We start from the raw sequence: 17,167 nt of genomic DNA, 5'->3' as shown, positions 1-17,167 counted from the left end.
GTGTTTTGTGTATATTTATATAGCATAAAGTTTAAAAAAGACAACCGATTTAGATCTGGTTACCTTAACTTCTCTATTTGTAAGATCTCCATATAATATAAAGTAAAGCAAGTAGAACAATATCCAATCTTGCTTCAAATGCGAATTGAAAGAATCCAGCATGTAGGACAGGAATTTTAGTTAGAAGAATTGCGATGACAATGATAACGAGTAAAGGAATAGTAGCTTGTTTAACATAATAATCAAATATTAACAAACCACCACAGATCAGTTCCATTATAGCTACAATTAAAACAGTAACTTCAGGGTATGGTAGTCCATAACTGGCAAAAGCAGTTTCAAAGTCAGGAACTAGTAATTTTAATATAGCTGAAGCGATAAAAACATAACCGACAACATACCGAATTAACTTCATGGATGATAACTGTTTCATCATACGCCCCCTATTCTTAGATTATTACTTCATATGTATGCATGAGGTGGGACGACCTATAACTAAAAATTCAAAAGTAAGGCTTTTTTTCTTAAGTGAGCATATTTTTAATGGAGCAAAGGTCGTTTTGAACCGACATTACATAAAATAGGTAGAAGAGCATGATCTGTGTAATATTGATTAACATTAGGTCCTATTATCTGAATTGATTGAGGTAAAGACAGGTTAATCATACGATTTATCCTCTTATATAGTTACATATAACTAATTTTTATTATCAAGTTATAACGTTGAGATGCCAATATAGAAAAATAGTAAATATGACGTATTAAAAGTAACACTATCCTTGTATTTCTATTGGACTTATTAGAAAAAACTAAAAAAATTGTCGATTGTAACAAGAAATCTAATAGGAACAGTATAACTAGTTAAAAAGCATTAATCGTTTGTATATTTTTGGAATGGTATTGCCTTTTGACGAATTATTTTGGCTAATGCTAACATAATAAACGATTCATGGCCATGGATCGTATTGAAAATCTCTGAAATCCCTTACATTAAATAAGTTATGTATTTGATAAGTTTGGAGAGCAATGAACGTATCAAGCATAATACCTCTAGAAACCACAACAGTAACTACACATGACAAAGATCAATCAAGAAAAATATAAGCATTTGGGGATTACAAAGAGTGAATCCCGATAGTGAAGAGAGATTTTAAAGTGGTGTATTTTCTGAAAAAGATAAGATGCGCCATTAATTTAAGAGGAGGAACTAAAAATTAAACATATAAAATTAAAGTTATTTGTTGCAGTTTTGTTTTGTATCGGACTTCTAATTCCAGTAAGTGTACATGCAGCGGTCACTAGTAATGATACGGGCACGCATGGAGGCTATGATTATGAATTCTGGAAGGACAGCGGTGGTTCCGGAAGTATGACATTAAATAATGGTGGTACCTTTAGTGCAGAATGGAGCAATGTTGGGAACATCTTATTCCGTAAAGGTCAAAAGTTTGATCAGACGCAAACACACCAACAAATTGGGAACATATCCATTGACTATGGTGCAAACTACCAGCCGAGCGGTAATTCGTACTTAACTGTTTATGGTTGGACAGTAGATCCCCTTGTAGAATTCTACATCGTAGATAGCTGGGGAAGTTATCGTCCTACTGGAACGTTTAAAGGTACTGTAAACGTTGATGGCGGAACGTATGACATATATGAAACGACTCGAACGAATAAGCCATCGATTGAAGGAACTGCTACGTTTAAGCAGTACTGGAGTGTTCGTCAGTCCAAACGTACTAGCGGCACGATTTCTGTTAGTGAGCACTTCAATGCATGGGAAAGCTTAGGAATGGAAATGGGTAACATGTATGAAGTCGCACTAACAGTTGAAGGTTATCAGAGTAGTGGAAGTGCGGATGTGTATCAGAATGACCTAAATATAGGCGGTAGCTCTGGTGGCGGTACACCTCCTCCATCAAACGGTGGTGATGGTGGCAGCGGTAGTTCCACAATCGTGGAAGCTGAAGAAATGACAAAAGGTGGTCAGTATACTGGAAATATTACTTCACCTTTCGATGGGGTTGCATTATATGGAAACGATGATGCTGTTAAATATACACAGTATTTTGACAGTGGAACTCATAGTTTTTCACTCCGTGGAGCATCCAATAATAGCAACATGGCTAGAGTCGATTTGAAAATTGGAGGAGAGACAAAAGGGACTTTCTATTTCGGAGATGAATATCCTGCTGTCTACACAATTGACAATGTCAGCCATGGAACAGGGAATCAAGAGATCGAGCTTGTTGTAACAGCAGATGATGGTAACTGGGATGCTTTTGTAGATTATTTAGAAATTCAGTAATACAAACAAGTACACAAAATGAATTAAAACCCGGTGGACAATCCACCGGGTATTTTCTTACGTATATTTTAATATCCTACTTCAACAGATGCAATAACGATATACATCAAATCATTCTTATCTTGTTTATCCTCTAATATAATACCACTTGTTGTGGCCATTCCTCCGTCCATTACTTCAACCGTAACTGTACCATATGGGATCTCTTTTTTTACTCGATCATGATCTAGTAACTCCTTGTCCATCGGAACAGCAAGTTTCACATTTACATGCATATTATCTAACGATTGTTCAGGTAAATAGTCTCTAATACCAGGCATAGAGTTAAAATGAATGGCATTTTCTACAGCTCGTACTGCAGCCTTCGTAACATCCTGGCCATGTACGTCTATACCCATCCCAGTCTCAACAAAAATGATCTTTTCCATTATTAGCGCTCCTTTATATAGCTCTATTTCTTTTAGAGTAATTTATATTGGAATAGAAATCAATTGCCGAGCTAGGGCAGTAAGTGCAAGTTAATTATGCACCTACTTCAATGGCAGCATTTACGATATACATTAAGTCATTATCGTCATTTTCTTTTTTCAAAATGATACCACTGGAAGTTGCCATCCCACCTTCTGTTACTTCTACTTGTACATTCCCGTCAGGTATCATTTGTTTAATTACTTGCGTATCAACTTGTTCACGGTCTAACGGTACTGCTAACCTAACATTCACTTCCATATTCCCTAATGATCCGTTCGGTAAAGCCTTTTCAATACCAGGCATCGAGTTCGAATAAATAGCATCTTCCACTGCTCGAACAGCTGCTTTTGTAATATCTTGTCCATGAACGTCCGTTCCAGTTCCTGTTTGTACAAATAAAATGTCTTTCATCTAGATCTCTCCTTCATAGGAATTATCTTCTCTTATAGAAACGGTACCCATCATTGGATGGTAACAAACATTGATATTAGGATACTGATTCTTGTTTTGTTAAAATGAAAGAAGCGAAGAACAGGAAGGGACATTGCAGTATGAAAATATCAATTGTAACAGTAGGGAAATTAAAAGAGAAATATTTAAAGCAAGGGATTCAAGAATATACAAAGCGATTAGGTGCTTATGCAACTATAGATGAGAAGGAAGTACCTGATGAAAAAGCACCAGAGAATATGAGTGAAGCGGAAATGGAAGAGGTTAAGAGGAAAGAAGGGGAGAGGATTTTGTCGAAAATAACGGCAGATACCTATGTTATTTCCCTGGAAATAAACGGCGCAATGCTAACGTCTGAAAAACTTGCCGAAAAATTAGACCATTTGGCGACACATGGCAAAAGTAAGATCGCTTTTGTGATTGGGGGATCGTTAGGTTTAAGTGATGAAGTACAGAAGAGAAGTGACTTTGCATTGTCGTTTTCGAAAATGACATTTCCGCATCAGTTGATGAGATTGGTGTTGGTGGAGCAGATTTATCGGGCTTTTAGGATTAATAGAAATGAACCGTATCATAAGTAAGTTAAGTTCCCAAAAAGACCAACTAGAACATAAAATTGTTTTAGTTGGTTTTATATTATAATTCGATAAAGGGATTGACATTAGTCTTCTGATCGAAATGCCAATGATTAGTTTTTTGCGTTCTCTGTATCCAACTAATGATTTCTTGAATTAATGTCATCATAATATCTCTATTAATTTCACCTTAGAAATAAAAAAGTTAAGGTCCAAATGTTAGCTATAAGATTTTAAGAATAACTTTTATATTAATCAATTGATAATAAATGACACGTGTCATCTGTATTTATTGACGCCTGTCGATATTTTCGTAGATCCCTCCAATGTACGATAAAGGTACGGAAATGGAGGGGTTTCATATGAAACGTATTGCATTGATTGATATTTTAAGAGGGATAGCAATTTTAGGGACACTTGGAACGAATATTTGGATTTTTGCCCATTTAGGGGATCTAAAGTATATAACGACCACGGATTTTACCGGTTGGTCGAGTATGGATGATGTGATCCGCTTAATTGTGTTGTTCGTGGTTAACGGTAAGTTGCTTGGCATGTTAACGATTATGTTCGGAGTAGGAATGGCAATTAAACACGAGCAGTCCATCAGGCGTGATCAGCCTTGGGTTGGAAGGTACAAGTGGGTAATTATATTTTTAATGGTGGAAGGCTTTCTACACTACGCACTTGTAATGGAGTATGATGTGCTCATGAGCTATGCTGTCACTGCAGGAATTATTGCTTTCATAATAAAGTGCGGCGAGCGGGCGATGACTCGCGCGTTATGGGTTGCTGGAGCTATACATTTAGGAATGCTTGCCCTGATTTTTACTTCAATGCTTCAAGGATCGGTGTTTTCAATGGCGAGTTCTCCTCAGTTGATTGCGATTTACGCAGAAGGAACATGGCTGGAACAGGTTCAGAATCGTCTCATTAATTTTATGTTCTTTAGAGCAGAGGCGATTTTTATTATTCCTTTAAATATCTGTTTATTTATTTTTGGTATAAAACTAATGCGTAGTGGTGCTTTCTCTTTTAATGAGCGTGGCGTTGCCATTCAACAGAAGATGCTCATTTGGGGGTTAGGTATAGGTCTGCCTTTGAATGTATTGACTTTTGTACCAGGTGGTCTATTTGATTTGCCTGTCCGGTATTTATTTGCTCCTGTGCTGGCATTGGGTTATATAGGGTTGATTGCTTTTGTTGTCCGGACATACAGCACGTGGCGAGTTTGGAAATGGTTAGAGAAAACTGGCCGTATGTCTTTAAGCTGTTATATTCTGCAAAACATCACTGCCACAACTATTTTTTACGGGTGGGGGTTTGGCCTGGGAGGTAAACTAAATAGTGTGGAAATTATAGGGATTTTTTGTATGATAGTAGTAGGGCAAATTATACTGGCAAATGTGTGGTTAGCAAAATTTCCGTATGGACCAGTCGAATGGCTGCGAAAGGGAATGCTGCAGAGGCTGGAAAGATAGGGGGGATAGAAGCTGGAATGGTATCCTAAAAGTCAGGCAAGCTATTATTTAATTATTGATGTACTGACCGTCCTGCTGTTCAGCTATGCGGTTGTTGTCTCGGAGCAGATTCCGTCACTTGTTTTAAAGATTCTATTTATAGTCATCTATTTAGGAGCCTATTACTTGGCACTGTGGTATCAGGATGGTCTGTTGCTTTCTGCTGCTGTGCTTGGTTTTGTTATTCCGGCATATATTGCCTATTTAGACGGTCCACAGTGGATATTCTTTCAGATTGCCTTTGCAGATTTTGTCGGGCGAGCAGTCAACCGCCGTATTTTGTGGATTGCTACTGGCGTAAATTTCCTACTTCTTGCCAGTCTCGTCTGGCGCTATCAGGATGTGCTGTTTTCAAATGCACAGTCAATTGTTCTGGCGGTTATGCTTTTTATTTTGCTATTGCCGTGGTTACGCTATTATATTGAGAAATCCAAGCTGCTCCAGCGAAGGGTTGATGAAGCGGCGGTTCACATTGCAATGCAACAGGAACGCGAGCGGATTGCTCGCGATCTGCATGATACTTTAGGACATACGTTGACGGTTATAAAGGTAAAAACAGAACTTGTTTCCAAGCTGATGCCAAACGAAAATCACCGGATTCATAAGGAGCTCGATGATATGATACTGACAGTCCGTTCTGCCCATAAGCAGGTGCGTGAGATTATATCGGAAATCAACTTTTTATCGTTGCAGGGTGAACTCGAGCATTGTGAGCAATTGCTTAAGCAAGCTGGCATCCGTGTGCAGATTGATCATCAGCTTACCAATATCCTGCTATCCAGTGTGCAGGAAACGATGCTGGCCTATAGCATCCGAGAGGCGGTAACAAATGTGATAAAGCACAGTAAGACAGCTGTGTGCAGAATAAACCTTTACCAAATAGAGGACCGAGTGGAAATAGCTATTATCGATAACGGAATCGGTTTATCCGAAAAGCAGCATGGCAATGGATTATTTACAATGAAAGAGCGGATGAGGTCATTAAAGGGAAATGCAGAAGTGACGTATGACCAGGAGGGAACAAAGGTGATCCTAACTATACCGCTGTATCCGATACAGGAGGACGGGAAATGATTAGAATTTGTATCGCCGAGGATCAGCAGCTGCTGAGAGGTGCCTTAATATCCATCATCGAGCTTGAGGATGATTTACATATTACAGGTGAAGCGGCAGATGGAGAAGAAGCCTGGGCTATAATTAAAAAAGAAAAGCCAAATGTATGCATTTTGGATATTGAAATGCCGCATTTGTCCGGACTAGAAGTAGCTGCGAAAATACGCCACCATAATTATCCGTGTAAAATCATGATTATGACAACCTTTGCAAGGGCCGGTTATTTGCAGGAGGCAATGGATCTTCATATTGATGCATATGTCCTGAAGGATGAGCCTATCCAATATGTAATCGGTGCTGTTCGTAAAATTATGCGAGGTGAAAGGGTAATAAGCCAGGATCTTGCAGCTGCTTTATTTATGAATGAAAGAAATCCTCTAAATGAACGAGAAATCAATGTGCTAAAGCTCGTGAAGGATGGCTATACAACAAATGAAATTAGTAAAAAGTTATTCCTGACTAAAGACACAATCCGCAACTATTTATCTTTATCCATTCAGAAGATGGAAGTTGAAACAAGACAGCAGGCTGTACAAAAAGCGGTTGAAAAGGGATGGATTTAGTCTAAAATATGACGAAAACAACCCAAGAAATTAGGTAGACACTTCAGATGCGGAAAGGATATGGATATGAGTGTATTAAGTTTGATAGATGTTGAGAAACATCGCCAGGATAGTACCGTATTTCCCGCTATTCATTTGAATATCGATGGAGGCGAAGTAATTGCCATTCACTCGACGACAGACATTCGAAATTGCTTATTGAATATCTTTACTGGGCAAGAGTACATTTCAAATGGAAGTGTATTGGTTGAGAATGAACTAATGAGGCACGGGAAAATCTCTGAAAATCAAAAAGTAGGATTTTTCTTTTTGGATGAGGGATTTTACGAGCGTTTAAGTGTGAAGGACCACTTGATTCTTTTCAAAGGATTATTCACATCTTCGTTGGGAGTAGCAGATGCCCTAAAGCTTGCAAGATTGGAGATGAAAAAACAAACAAAAATAAAGCAGTTATCATTTTCTGAGAAAAAAAGACTTCAAATGGCAAAATTACTTACGCAGGACCCAAATATTTTTATTTTAGAAGAACCAGATCAAAATGTGGATATTGAAACAAAACGAATTTTTATTGCAATTACAAAATATTTAAAAGCACAGGGAAAGGCAATATTAATTCTAACAAGTAATATGGAAAGTGCGATTACATTTTCTGATCACGTGTATCGGCTTAGCGAAAAAGGTTTGTTTTCAGTAGAAATGACCTCCCCTTTAGAAAAGGAAAGTCAGCAACAAGAATCTGTGGAGGAGCCAGAAGAATCAGTGATTCACTTTAATAAGATTCCCGCCAAGGTGAATGACAAATTAATTTTGTTTGATCCGCCTGAAATAGATTATGTTGACAGTCATGATGGACATTCCAATGTACATGTTCAAGGAGAAAGTTTCCCGTGCGTGTTCACATTAAATGAATTAGAAGAGAAACTACAATCATTTGGTTTCTTTAGATGTCATCGCTCTTATATTGTGAATTTGCAAAAGGTCAAGGAAGTGGTAACTTGGACGAGAAATAGCTATAGTTTGATATTAGAAAACGCAACTAAAACTGAAATCCCGTTATCTAAAAATAAAATGGCAGATTTAAAGGTAATGCTCGGATTAAAATAGCTCCTTTTAACCGGTTATATACTCTTTTCACCTTAAAAATACTGACATAGTATGTGTCTTTTCTTATTCTTGAGATGTAGGTAACAGCGACTAAGAGGAGGACAAGGATGGATAACATACTTAGTGTGAAAGCATTAAAACAAGTTTTTTCGAAAGAAACAGCAATAGACAACATGAATTTCGAGGTGAAAAGAGGCGAAATCTTCGGCTTTTTGGGTCCTAGTGGTGCTGGGAAAACGACCACAATTAAAATTTTGACTGGTCAGCTTCATCCAACGAGTGGTTCGGCTTTACTTTTTGATGTCCCTTCTACAAAGATGAATCACCCGAAATATCTAAAGAAAATCGGCGTGATGACAGACAACAGTGGGCTATATAGTAGACTCAGTGTGTATGATAACCTCCATTTATATTGTGAATTGTATTCTGTGGAAAATAAGCGGAAAAGAATTGATGAGGTATTGGAAATGGTTAATTTAATAGATGTTAAAAGTAAAATTGTTTCTAAGCTTTCTAAAGGTATGCTACAAAGAGTAACGCTCTCCCGCGCACTTTTGCATGAGCCGGAACTACTTTTTCTCGACGAACCAACATCTGCGCTAGATCCTGCTAATTCGAGACACATCCATCATGGGCTGCAGGAACTTAATCGCAAAGGCACAACAATATTTTTAACGACACATGATATGCAGGAAGCAGAGCTATTATGTGATCGAGTAGCATTCTTGAACAATGGAAAAGTTCAATTATTGGATGAACCGTCTAAGTTAAGAAGGAAATATTCTGATGACACCTTGACGGTTGAATTAGTTGGCGGAGAAAGAAGGATTCTGAAAAATGGACCAGAAGGCGCGCAAAAAATGTATGAATATATGTCAAACAATCAAGTCATCACCATGTATTCTAATGAACCGACATTAGGCGATATATTCGTAGATGTCACAGGGAGGTCGCTATTATGAGTTTTTCATTAAAACGAGTATATGCTATTTTTAACAAAGATATCAAAGATGTATCAAAGAATATGTTTGTGTTATCTACTGTTATTATGCCGATTATTCTAGCATTCGTATTCACACAATCAGAGCAAGTCCCTCTTGGTACACATTATTTCATCATTAATTTAACTTTCGTTTCGATTACAGTATTTGTGCAGGGTGCAATTATCGCGGAAGAGAAAGAGAAAAATACGCTTCGAGGATTAATGATGTCACCGGCAACAACGATAGAAATTATTACTGGAAAAAGTGGACTTAGTGCATTGTTAACGGTAATATCATTAGTCGCTTGTATGCGAATCACAGGGTATGAATTTGTAAATGAACCTGCTATATATTTTGCATTTTTCATGTCATTGATTCTTTATCTTGCGATGGGAACACTGTTAGGGTTGTTGACGCGAACCGTTATGGAAGCATCTTTGGTTTTAATGCCTCTTCTGTTTGTTTTTGGAATGGGAACGCTTCTTTTAGAGTTTATAGCCAATTATCCGAACTTGGCATTTTTAGAATATCTTCCTAATTATCAATTGCAATTTTTAGCGGAAACAGTGAACGCGGGGCAAGCTTTCACGGATGTCATTGGTTATTTAATCGTGATTGCTGCTTGGATGGTAATACTTTGCATTTTAACAGTGGTAGTTTATCGTAAAAGAGTAATTGATGGAAAATAACAGCATTATTTTCTGGGAAATATCGATTGACATTATGTGTTTAAAAGAGAGAAGGTTTTTTATACACATTAACACTAAAGGAGCGAATTTATGAAATTATTTTGGGGATATGTTCTCGTATTTATTTTATCAGCAGTGCCTTTCTTTGAGGGATATGGAGTTATTCCAATTGCCATTGTTGCGGGACTTGGGGTAGTACCAGTGGTATTGCTTGGCTTAATTGGGAACATTTTAACGGTGATACTCGTAATTATTTTTATTGATCAAATTAACAATTGGAGAAAGAAACGTAAGAAAGAAAAAGAACAAAAAGAAAGCAAACGCTCAACAAGGGCGGAGAAGATTTGGAAAAAATATGGTTTACCTGGCTTAGCAATGCTTGGTCCATTAGTCGTTGGAAGTCACTTAACTGCTATAGCGAGCATGACATTTGGCGGTACAAAAAAGAAAACGTTCTTATGGGTATCGAGTAGTATTGCAGTATGGAGTATTGTGTTTACCATTTTAATATCCTTTGGAATCGACATTTTAAACTTTGAAGATCGTGGTCTCATCAATTATTTTAATACGAATAAGTAACTAAAAGGCTGAGAAGATTATGTAAAGATATAATTTGGTTAGAATAAGGAGTTTAAGTATCATTTTATCGCGGTTGTAATAGCGTTTCTTGCAATGGATTGATAACAGCGTTTCTCCTTTCATGAACCAATTATTACTGGATTTAATTTTTGTTAGGGCAGCGGAATTGACTACTTTTTCATGACAACAACTCTCTTCAAATTGGAAGGGAGTTTTTTGATTTCCACATTACTATTTAGAATTAAAATAATTAAGAAAGACAATGGTAATACAAACATCTCAGCAGGGTAGCTTAATATCTATATGGGTTGATCGTCAATGCGGAGTAGTAGTGACACAGACAGAGGAAGCTAATTAATAATCGTATGTTTATAGAAATCCTTCATTTAGAAGGATTTTCTTTTAAGAAGGATTGCCTGGATCAGGCTGAAAGACAACGTTCAATATATAGGAAGGATTGGATAGATAAACGAAATGCATTTGTACAATTCAAGGATTATGATATTCTTGAGAATGCTGGAAAGTTTCTAAAAGCGGCTACTGAAAAGATAGCCGTCGGAGTGTAAGAAAAATTTAACCAACATCAATTAAGTCAACATACTAACGATGATTTTGAACGATTTATTGAAAATAATAACCTGAAGCAATAAATCTAAGAAAAATAATCAAATTAAATAGACAGTATTTCTTAGGTTGTAAATTGGAATATTCTTTGGTTTAAGGGAGTTACGTTAATGAAACAAATCTATGCTTTTGAAAGAGTAGAAGAATACGAGAAATATCAAAATATCATACAACAATTTACTGATAGACTGAAAGAGTACCAAGAAGTTCTTAAAACTGAGTATGATCTAACCGAATTACCAAAAGGTATTCTATGGACCACCGAAGAGTTAGCAACTACTATTTTTACTGATATACCAATACCAGCATACACAAACAAAGACTTAATATATATGTCACCAAATTTAGAAAGTTGGAGAAAACTTCTGGTAAGACAATTAGATGGCAAGGATCTTCCAAACATTCAAAGGTTTTATGAGAATTATTCCACTGACCATTTATTTATCATTTTGGCTCACGAACTAACACATCATTCTAATCTATTCTTGGATGAATTTGAAGACGGAAGAGAAGATAGTATATGGTTTGAGGAAGGGATGTGTTTTTATCTACCTAGAAAGATATTACTCAATGAAAAAGATTTTAATGAAATAACAAATATAGAAACGAAATTAGTTGATGTCTTCAAGGACGAATATGGAAAGCATTCATTAGAAGATTTTGGTGCTAGTTCATATCACGGGAAATTATCCAGTATTATGTTTGATTATTGGCGTAGTTTTCTTGCTATAAAGTTCTTAGTAGAGGAAAGGGCTGATAGCAACGTTCAACAGGTTTTTAAAGAATACCATAAATGGCACAATGAAGGTAGGAAACAACCACTAACGGAATACTTTGGTATTCAAAACATGTTAGATTAGAACTGGTCGGCGACTTTATATAGAAGAAGAAGAGTTGCTTAGAAAATCAATAATTTTCAGAAAATTATTGATAAAATTTTAAAAATAGTATAACATCATTAATGAAAACGCTTTCCTTCCAATGAAACAAGTAATCCACATACTAAATAACAGGATTGTTATTTTTTTTACCCCGTTACTAACGCGTGTTAGTAACTGAATTGTACAAGACGAAAAAGTTCTATGTTATTTAAATCTATTTCATTGGAGGGGGGATGCTTCATCATATTTTGTAACACGATGCACGAAATAAATTATTTGGAGGTTGGGTTATGATGAAACGGAGAAGAATGGTTTTAGTTTTACTAGTAGTTATGCTTATTAGTTCTAATTTCACCTTTATAAGCAGTGTATCAGCTGTTGAGAATGATAGCTCAGAGGATTGGAATTTGGTTTGGTCTGACGAATTTGATGGTAGCGAAATAAACATGGATAACTGGAGTTATGATGTTCCTACGAATGGTAGATGGAACGGTGAAATACAATCTTATACAGAAAATAACGCTTTTATTGAAGATGGCTCTCTTATTCTAGAAGCAAGAGAAGAGGATATCACAGAAACTGATGGTCAAACCTATAACTACTCTTCTGCTAAGCTAATAACGCAAGGGAAGCAAAAATGGACGTATGGAAAAGTGGAAGTAAAAGCAAAAATGCCAACAGGACAAGGGATATGGCCAGCAATTTGGATGATGCCAGAGGACGAGCCATTTTATGGAACATGGCCGGTGAGTGGAGAAATTGACATTATGGAAATGTTAGGACATGAACCTGATACGGTCCACGGAACGGTACACTTTGGTGAACCGCATCAACAAATCCAAGGAACGCATGAACTACCGGATGGACAGACATTTGCTGATGATTACCATGTGTACAGTATAGAATGGGAACCAGGAGAAATTAGATGGTTTATCGATGGGGAGTTATATCATACTGCAAATGATTGGTTCACGAAACATAATGACAACGCAGATGACTATACTTATCCTGCCCCATTTGATCAAGACTTCTTCTTGATTATGAATATTTCTGTTGGCGGTTCATGGCCTGGTAATCCAGATGACACAACAGTATTTCCACAACAAATGGCAGTCGATTATGTAAGAGTTTACGAGAAAGATGAATACCCAGTTCACGCGAAGCCTGACAAGGAAGAGGAAAACCAAGGCAGAGCACCTCTTGAAGATGGAAACTATGTTTACAATGGTAGCTTTGACATGGATGATCCTGCCGTTGATGGTGTAGAAGGCGTTCCATATTCTGATTATTGGACGTTTTTACAGGCTGGAGGTGCTAATGCTAGTCTTGCTGTCAATAATGGTGTGATGGATGTACAAATTGAATCAGGTGGGAATGTGGAACACGGCGTACAGTTACTTCAATCCCCAATACATCTTGAAAAAGGCGCTACGTATAAAGCCTCCTTTAAAGCAAAAGCAGAGACAGAAAGGCCATTAAAAGTAAAAATTGGTGCAGACGGAGATCGCAGTTGGAAGGATTATGCTGCGCAAGATCCATTCACCATTACTTCTTCTTGGGAGGATTATTCCTTTGAATTTACAATGGAAGATGCAACCGATGTGAAAGCCCGATATGAATTCAACATGGGTCTAAATGATAGTAGTATTTCATTTGATAGTGTTAGATTAGAAAAAATCGCTGATCCAGAACCAGTCGATCCTTCCGAAATAGTAAGAGATCCACTTCCAACGGGAAACTACATCTATAATGGTACGTTTGATCAGGGCCCTGAAAGAATGGGGTATTGGGAATTCAAGACAGATGAAACGGCAGATGCATCTAAGTATATAGGAAGTGCAGTAAATGAACGTAGATTTGAAGCATTAATAACGGATGGTGGTAATGCTATTGATTCTGTCCAGTTAACGCAGAAAGACTTCCGTTTAGAGAATGGTAGACAATATCAACTAACGTTTGATGCAAGTGTAGAAGCAGAAAGAGATATTCAAGTGAATCTGACAAACGCAGAGTCTGAAGTAATTCATGAACAAACAGTAAGTTTGACTCCAACTACAGAAGAATATACGTTAGATTTTACTGTAGATGCTCCAACTGATAATAAAGCAGTGTTGCAATTTAATATGGGCGGTAATGATGGTGACGTCTACCTTGATAACGTCTTCTTAGAGAAGTTGCCATTAGAGCAGGTAGAAGGAAATCTTGTTGAAAATGGCATTTTTGATGGACTAGCTGGTTGGAGAGCAGAAGCATATAACCCTGGAAAAGCAACCTTTACGGTAGACGATGAGGGACGAGCAAAAGCGGCTATTACAGATATAGGAACTGCCGATTGGAATATACAATTATTTCAACATGGAATCAATATGGATGAAGATGCTACGTATGAAGTTTCATTTGATGCAAAAGCAACTGTTGATCGTCCATTACGTGTACAAATCCAACATAATGGGGAAGAAGATGACAATTGGACAGGTTACTTCGATCAAACAGCATCATTAACTGAGGAATTAGAAACGTACACTTACACATTCAAAATGACAGAAGCTTCTGACCCTGCAGCTAAGTTTGGTTTTGCTCTAGGGAATGATGCTGATGGATTAACGCCAACAGAATTACACGATGTATTCATAGACAATGTTGTCATTAAAAAGGTAGAAGAGGAAAATGAAAATCCTCCAGGCACGGAAGAACCCGGTAATGAGGATCCAGACACTGGAGAGCCAGTTACGGAAGATCCGGATGGTGAAGACCCAGGCGCTGGAGAGCCAGTTACGGAAGACCCGGATGGTGAAGACCCAGGCACTGAGGATCCAGTTACGGAAAATCCAAGTACCGAAGAGCCAGTTACGGAAGATCCTGATAATGAAAATGGTGAAGATAAGGAAGATGGAGACAAGAAAGAACCAAGCGAAAAAGACGCTGATAGATTACCAGATACAGCCACATCCATCTATAACTATTTACTAATTGGTTTCTTAGCTCTTGCAATTGGTATAGTTGTTTACTTTAGAGCAAGAACAAGAAAAATAGCAGAGTAATAGAGAAAAGTGCTAAGTAGCAAGTTCAATCAAACTCATTAAAGGAAAATCTGAAACATAAACTATATTTCAGAGTTGGTGGAGGGAGGTTGTCATAAGGTCACTATGATCTTAAGACAGCCTCTTTTCATATGAGATAGATAAATTTAAAAGAGGAATACATTACCAATTTTATTCTGATATAATGGGATAAATATCAGTGATTAGGTGGAGACTTTATGCGTAGTGAAGACTTAGCTAAACTTCTAGGTCTATCTAGAAGCACAATATCAAGAGTTATCAATAATTACCCAGATATACCACAAGCCACAAGAGACAAAGTATGGAAAGCGATTGAAGAACACAATTACGCTCCAAATGCTTCAGCACGAAAATTAGCTGGTGTAAAAAATAAAATGATCGCAATCATCTTATTAGATATAAAAGAAGATGAAGAACCTCATCATGTAAAAGCAACAGAGGATCATCTAATACATGATAATCCTTTTTTCTCACCAATTATTAACGCAGTTAGCGACCAAGCGAATAAAATGGATTATTATGTTCTCATCTCCATTGCCTATTCAAAAAAGGATTTAAAGAAGGTTCAAAGTCTTTTTTATCAAAAGTTAATCGATGGAGCCATATTTGTAGGGACGCAAGAAGCTGAAAACGAGCTTATATTTAACCTCATTGAACAAAAACATTACATTGCTATGATTGATACGAGTGAAGCTTATAACACAAAACACAATGCGATCTATCTTAATGTAGATAACTATGAGGGAAGTGTTAAAGCGGTATCTTACTTATTGGAACTGGGACATACGTCAATTGGTATTATTACTGGAAACATTAATAAATTGTCTGCAATAGAAAGGTTAGCAGGCTATAAAGCAACGCTAATGCAACATGGAATAGAGATGAGGAAAGATGCTACTTACCATGGTGATTTTACAGAAAATAGTGGATATGAAGGTATAAAATATATACTTAGTGGTCCAAATCCGCCAACAGCTATTTTTGTAAGTAATGATACGATGGTAATTGGTGCATATAAAGCAATTAGTGAATTAGGGTTACGCGTGCCGGAAGATATATCCATTATTGGATTTGACAACTCATTTTTTTCTTCTTACCTAAATCCATCACTTACAACAATCGATATCTCATTTACCGACCTAGCAAAAAGAGCAACCAAGCTTCTCATTGAATCGATTGAGCAAGAACAGCAAAGAGGAATTATAGAAAAGGTAAATGCTACTCTAGTTATAAGGGATTCTTGTAAAGTAATGAATAGGGAAGACAAGACTAAATAATTATGATATGCCACTATCCGTAAATTGTCGATTTCGATAATTTACGGGTAGTGGCTTTATTTTTAAGGATTACTTATCTTCTACTTCACTAGATATCTCTCACAAAAGGGAAGTTCATTCCTTCTTAACCCACTCACCATTATCATTTTTAGAATATTTTTCTTTTACAGCACTCCAGGCTACTTTGAAAGCAGTTTCCTCCTTTTGATATTGCTCTTCTGCGGAGTTGAAGGCTTCCTTAAATATTTCCTTTGCATGTTTCGGAAGAGGTTTTGAAACCTGTGCAGGTAAGTCAGTAATAGAATTATATGGCATTTTCATTCCTCCTAATTATAAACTCCTGTTTGTTTTATTAAGTCAATTCTATTAATCTCATTACTATACTATTAAACATTTTACACGAAGTTTAAACGTACTTTGTATATTCTCTAGTATTAACGATCTCTCCAATACATGTGATATAAGGATAATGATGTTTGACAACTATCAAACTGCGGTAAACAAGAAGTAGAGCAGTTACAGATTATTGATTTGGTTTAAATTTAGTAATATACGGACTGCTATCTTCGCAAGCTACTAATCCAGTATGTAAGGAGGAATAAGCATGCTATCAATAAAGACGAATGATATGCCTAAGGTGATGGAATTGGAAATTGGAGGAAAGGTAACAGAGGAAGACATAAAGGAATTTAAGAATTATTTTAAGCAAAAGGAAAAGGAATATGATGTTTTTAATGTAGTGATTACCGTAAACAAAATGGAATACTCTTTTGAAGGCTTCATAGAAGAATTGAAATTTGAAGCAAACCATTTGGATAAGTTTAATAAGGTTGCTGTGATAAGTGATAAGAAATGGGTTAATGCTATAGGCAAACTTACTAATCAAATACCAAATATAGAAGTAGAAAATTTTGATGTTAATGAGAGAGGCAAGGCCCTTGAATGGGCAAGTCATGAATAGGATG

The 17,167-nt window shown here is 36.7% G+C and carries 17 protein-coding genes; 13 read left to right on the top strand and 4 right to left on the bottom strand.

Translation table 11 applies throughout. The annotated features are described in order from the left end of the window. Positions 1 to 73: 73 nt before the first annotated feature. Positions 74 to 433, bottom strand: a complete 360-nt coding sequence (locus NYQ66_RS19145; RefSeq protein ID WP_259871829.1) for a DoxX family protein — start codon at positions 431 to 433, stop codon at positions 74 to 76. Between the two features lie 780 nt (positions 434 to 1,213). Between NYQ66_RS19145 and NYQ66_RS19140 the strand changes: the two genes are divergently transcribed. Then, positions 1,214 to 2,311, top strand: coding sequence for a glycoside hydrolase family 11 protein (locus NYQ66_RS19140; RefSeq protein ID WP_259871849.1), 1,098 nt, complete (start codon positions 1,214 to 1,216; stop codon positions 2,309 to 2,311). A gap of 68 nt (positions 2,312 to 2,379) precedes the next feature. Here the strand turns inward: NYQ66_RS19140 and NYQ66_RS19135 are convergent, their stop codons facing one another. Next, positions 2,380 to 2,739, bottom strand: a complete 360-nt coding sequence (locus NYQ66_RS19135) for a Lin0512 family protein (protein WP_259871828.1) — start codon at positions 2,737 to 2,739, stop codon at positions 2,380 to 2,382. Between the two features lie 94 nt (positions 2,740 to 2,833). Continuing rightward, the gene (locus NYQ66_RS19130; RefSeq protein WP_259871827.1) at positions 2,834 to 3,193 is read right to left on the bottom strand and encodes a Lin0512 family protein; all 360 of its coding nucleotides are present in this window, start codon (positions 3,191 to 3,193) and stop codon (positions 2,834 to 2,836) included. 140 nt (positions 3,194 to 3,333) lie between these two features. Between NYQ66_RS19130 and rlmH the strand changes: the two genes are divergently transcribed. The 11 genes from rlmH (at position 3,334) to NYQ66_RS19075 (ending at position 16,202) form a co-directional block, all read left to right on the top strand. Further along, positions 3,334 to 3,813, top strand: a complete 480-nt coding sequence (gene rlmH / locus NYQ66_RS19125; protein WP_259871826.1) for a 23S rRNA (pseudouridine(1915)-N(3))-methyltransferase RlmH — start codon at positions 3,334 to 3,336, stop codon at positions 3,811 to 3,813. Between the two features lie 356 nt (positions 3,814 to 4,169). Continuing rightward, positions 4,170 to 5,288 (top strand): DUF418 domain-containing protein, encoded by a 1,119-nt coding sequence (locus NYQ66_RS19120; RefSeq protein WP_259871825.1) that lies wholly within the window; start codon positions 4,170 to 4,172, stop codon positions 5,286 to 5,288. 165 nt (positions 5,289 to 5,453) lie between these two features. Then, positions 5,454 to 6,401, top strand: a complete 948-nt coding sequence (locus NYQ66_RS19115) for a sensor histidine kinase (protein WP_259871824.1) — start codon at positions 5,454 to 5,456, stop codon at positions 6,399 to 6,401. Further along, positions 6,398 to 7,003 (top strand): response regulator transcription factor, encoded by a 606-nt coding sequence (locus NYQ66_RS19110; RefSeq protein WP_259871823.1) that lies wholly within the window; start codon positions 6,398 to 6,400, stop codon positions 7,001 to 7,003. The genes NYQ66_RS19115 and NYQ66_RS19110 overlap by 4 nt, the downstream gene beginning before the upstream one ends. A gap of 66 nt (positions 7,004 to 7,069) precedes the next feature. Beyond that, entirely contained in the window at positions 7,070 to 8,107 is a 1,038-nt protein-coding gene (locus NYQ66_RS19105; protein WP_259871822.1) for a LytTR family transcriptional regulator DNA-binding domain-containing protein, read from the top strand. Between the two features lie 107 nt (positions 8,108 to 8,214). Beyond that, positions 8,215 to 9,069: an ABC transporter ATP-binding protein gene (locus NYQ66_RS19100; protein ID WP_259871821.1), complete on the top strand. Its 855-nt coding sequence runs from the start codon at positions 8,215 to 8,217 to the stop codon at positions 9,067 to 9,069. Beyond that, on the top strand, positions 9,066 to 9,779 hold the full coding sequence (locus tag NYQ66_RS19095; protein ID WP_259871820.1) for an ABC transporter permease: 714 nt from the start codon (positions 9,066 to 9,068) through the stop codon (positions 9,777 to 9,779). Before NYQ66_RS19100 ends, NYQ66_RS19095 begins: the two co-directional genes overlap by 4 nt. Positions 9,780 to 9,869: 90 nt before the next feature. Beyond that, positions 9,870 to 10,358, top strand: coding sequence for a small multi-drug export protein (locus tag NYQ66_RS19090; protein WP_259871819.1), 489 nt, complete (start codon positions 9,870 to 9,872; stop codon positions 10,356 to 10,358). A 734-nt stretch (positions 10,359 to 11,092) separates the two neighbouring features. Further along, entirely contained in the window at positions 11,093 to 11,842 is a 750-nt protein-coding gene (locus tag NYQ66_RS19085; protein ID WP_259871818.1) for a hypothetical protein, read from the top strand. A gap of 311 nt (positions 11,843 to 12,153) precedes the next feature. After that, positions 12,154 to 14,904, top strand: a complete 2,751-nt coding sequence (locus tag NYQ66_RS19080; RefSeq protein ID WP_259871817.1) for a carbohydrate binding domain-containing protein — start codon at positions 12,154 to 12,156, stop codon at positions 14,902 to 14,904. Between the two features lie 218 nt (positions 14,905 to 15,122). Continuing rightward, positions 15,123 to 16,202, top strand: coding sequence for a LacI family DNA-binding transcriptional regulator (locus NYQ66_RS19075; RefSeq protein ID WP_259871816.1), 1,080 nt, complete (start codon positions 15,123 to 15,125; stop codon positions 16,200 to 16,202). Positions 16,203 to 16,316: 114 nt separating this feature from the next. Here the strand turns inward: NYQ66_RS19075 and NYQ66_RS19070 are convergent, their stop codons facing one another. Next, on the bottom strand, positions 16,317 to 16,517 hold the full coding sequence (locus NYQ66_RS19070) for a ChaB family protein (RefSeq protein ID WP_259871815.1): 201 nt from the start codon (positions 16,515 to 16,517) through the stop codon (positions 16,317 to 16,319). A 289-nt stretch (positions 16,518 to 16,806) separates the two neighbouring features. Here NYQ66_RS19070 and NYQ66_RS19065 point away from each other — a divergent pair, with 289 nt between their 5' ends. Next, positions 16,807 to 17,163 carry a SpoIIAA family protein gene (locus NYQ66_RS19065; protein WP_259871813.1) on the top strand — a complete coding sequence of 119 codons (357 nt, stop codon included), beginning with the start codon at positions 16,807 to 16,809 and terminating at the stop codon, positions 17,161 to 17,163. Positions 17,164 to 17,167 lie beyond the last annotated feature (4 nt).

The organism is Aquibacillus koreensis (genome assembly GCF_025154055.1).
Taxonomy (GTDB): Bacteria; Bacillota; Bacilli; order Bacillales; family Amphibacillaceae; genus Aquibacillus_C; species Aquibacillus_C koreensis.
This window is presented reverse-complemented; position numbering and strand designations above follow the sequence as displayed.

What these genes read in the sequence shown, in the direction of transcription:
- NYQ66_RS19145 (WP_259871829.1), bottom strand. Translation starts at nt 433, where the DNA reads ATGAAACAGTTATCATCCATGAAGTTAATTCGGTATGTTGTCGGTTAT.
- NYQ66_RS19135 (WP_259871828.1), bottom strand. Translation starts at nt 2,739, where the DNA reads ATGGAAAAGATCATTTTTGTTGAGACTGGGATGGGTATAGACGTACAT.
- NYQ66_RS19130 (WP_259871827.1), bottom strand. Translation starts at nt 3,193, where the DNA reads ATGAAAGACATTTTATTTGTACAAACAGGAACTGGAACGGACGTTCAT.
- rlmH (WP_259871826.1), top strand. Translation starts at nt 3,334, where the DNA reads ATGAAAATATCAATTGTAACAGTAGGGAAATTAAAAGAGAAATATTTA.
- NYQ66_RS19120 (WP_259871825.1), top strand. Translation starts at nt 4,170, where the DNA reads ATGAAACGTATTGCATTGATTGATATTTTAAGAGGGATAGCAATTTTA.
- NYQ66_RS19110 (WP_259871823.1), top strand. Translation starts at nt 6,398, where the DNA reads ATGATTAGAATTTGTATCGCCGAGGATCAGCAGCTGCTGAGAGGTGCC.
- NYQ66_RS19105 (WP_259871822.1), top strand. Translation starts at nt 7,070, where the DNA reads ATGAGTGTATTAAGTTTGATAGATGTTGAGAAACATCGCCAGGATAGT.
- NYQ66_RS19100 (WP_259871821.1), top strand. Translation starts at nt 8,215, where the DNA reads ATGGATAACATACTTAGTGTGAAAGCATTAAAACAAGTTTTTTCGAAA.
- NYQ66_RS19095 (WP_259871820.1), top strand. Translation starts at nt 9,066, where the DNA reads ATGAGTTTTTCATTAAAACGAGTATATGCTATTTTTAACAAAGATATC.
- NYQ66_RS19090 (WP_259871819.1), top strand. Translation starts at nt 9,870, where the DNA reads ATGAAATTATTTTGGGGATATGTTCTCGTATTTATTTTATCAGCAGTG.
- NYQ66_RS19085 (WP_259871818.1), top strand. Translation starts at nt 11,093, where the DNA reads ATGAAACAAATCTATGCTTTTGAAAGAGTAGAAGAATACGAGAAATAT.
- NYQ66_RS19080 (WP_259871817.1), top strand. Translation starts at nt 12,154, where the DNA reads ATGATGAAACGGAGAAGAATGGTTTTAGTTTTACTAGTAGTTATGCTT.
- NYQ66_RS19075 (WP_259871816.1), top strand. Translation starts at nt 15,123, where the DNA reads ATGCGTAGTGAAGACTTAGCTAAACTTCTAGGTCTATCTAGAAGCACA.
- NYQ66_RS19070 (WP_259871815.1), bottom strand. Translation starts at nt 16,517, where the DNA reads ATGCCATATAATTCTATTACTGACTTACCTGCACAGGTTTCAAAACCT.
- NYQ66_RS19065 (WP_259871813.1), top strand. Translation starts at nt 16,807, where the DNA reads ATGCTATCAATAAAGACGAATGATATGCCTAAGGTGATGGAATTGGAA.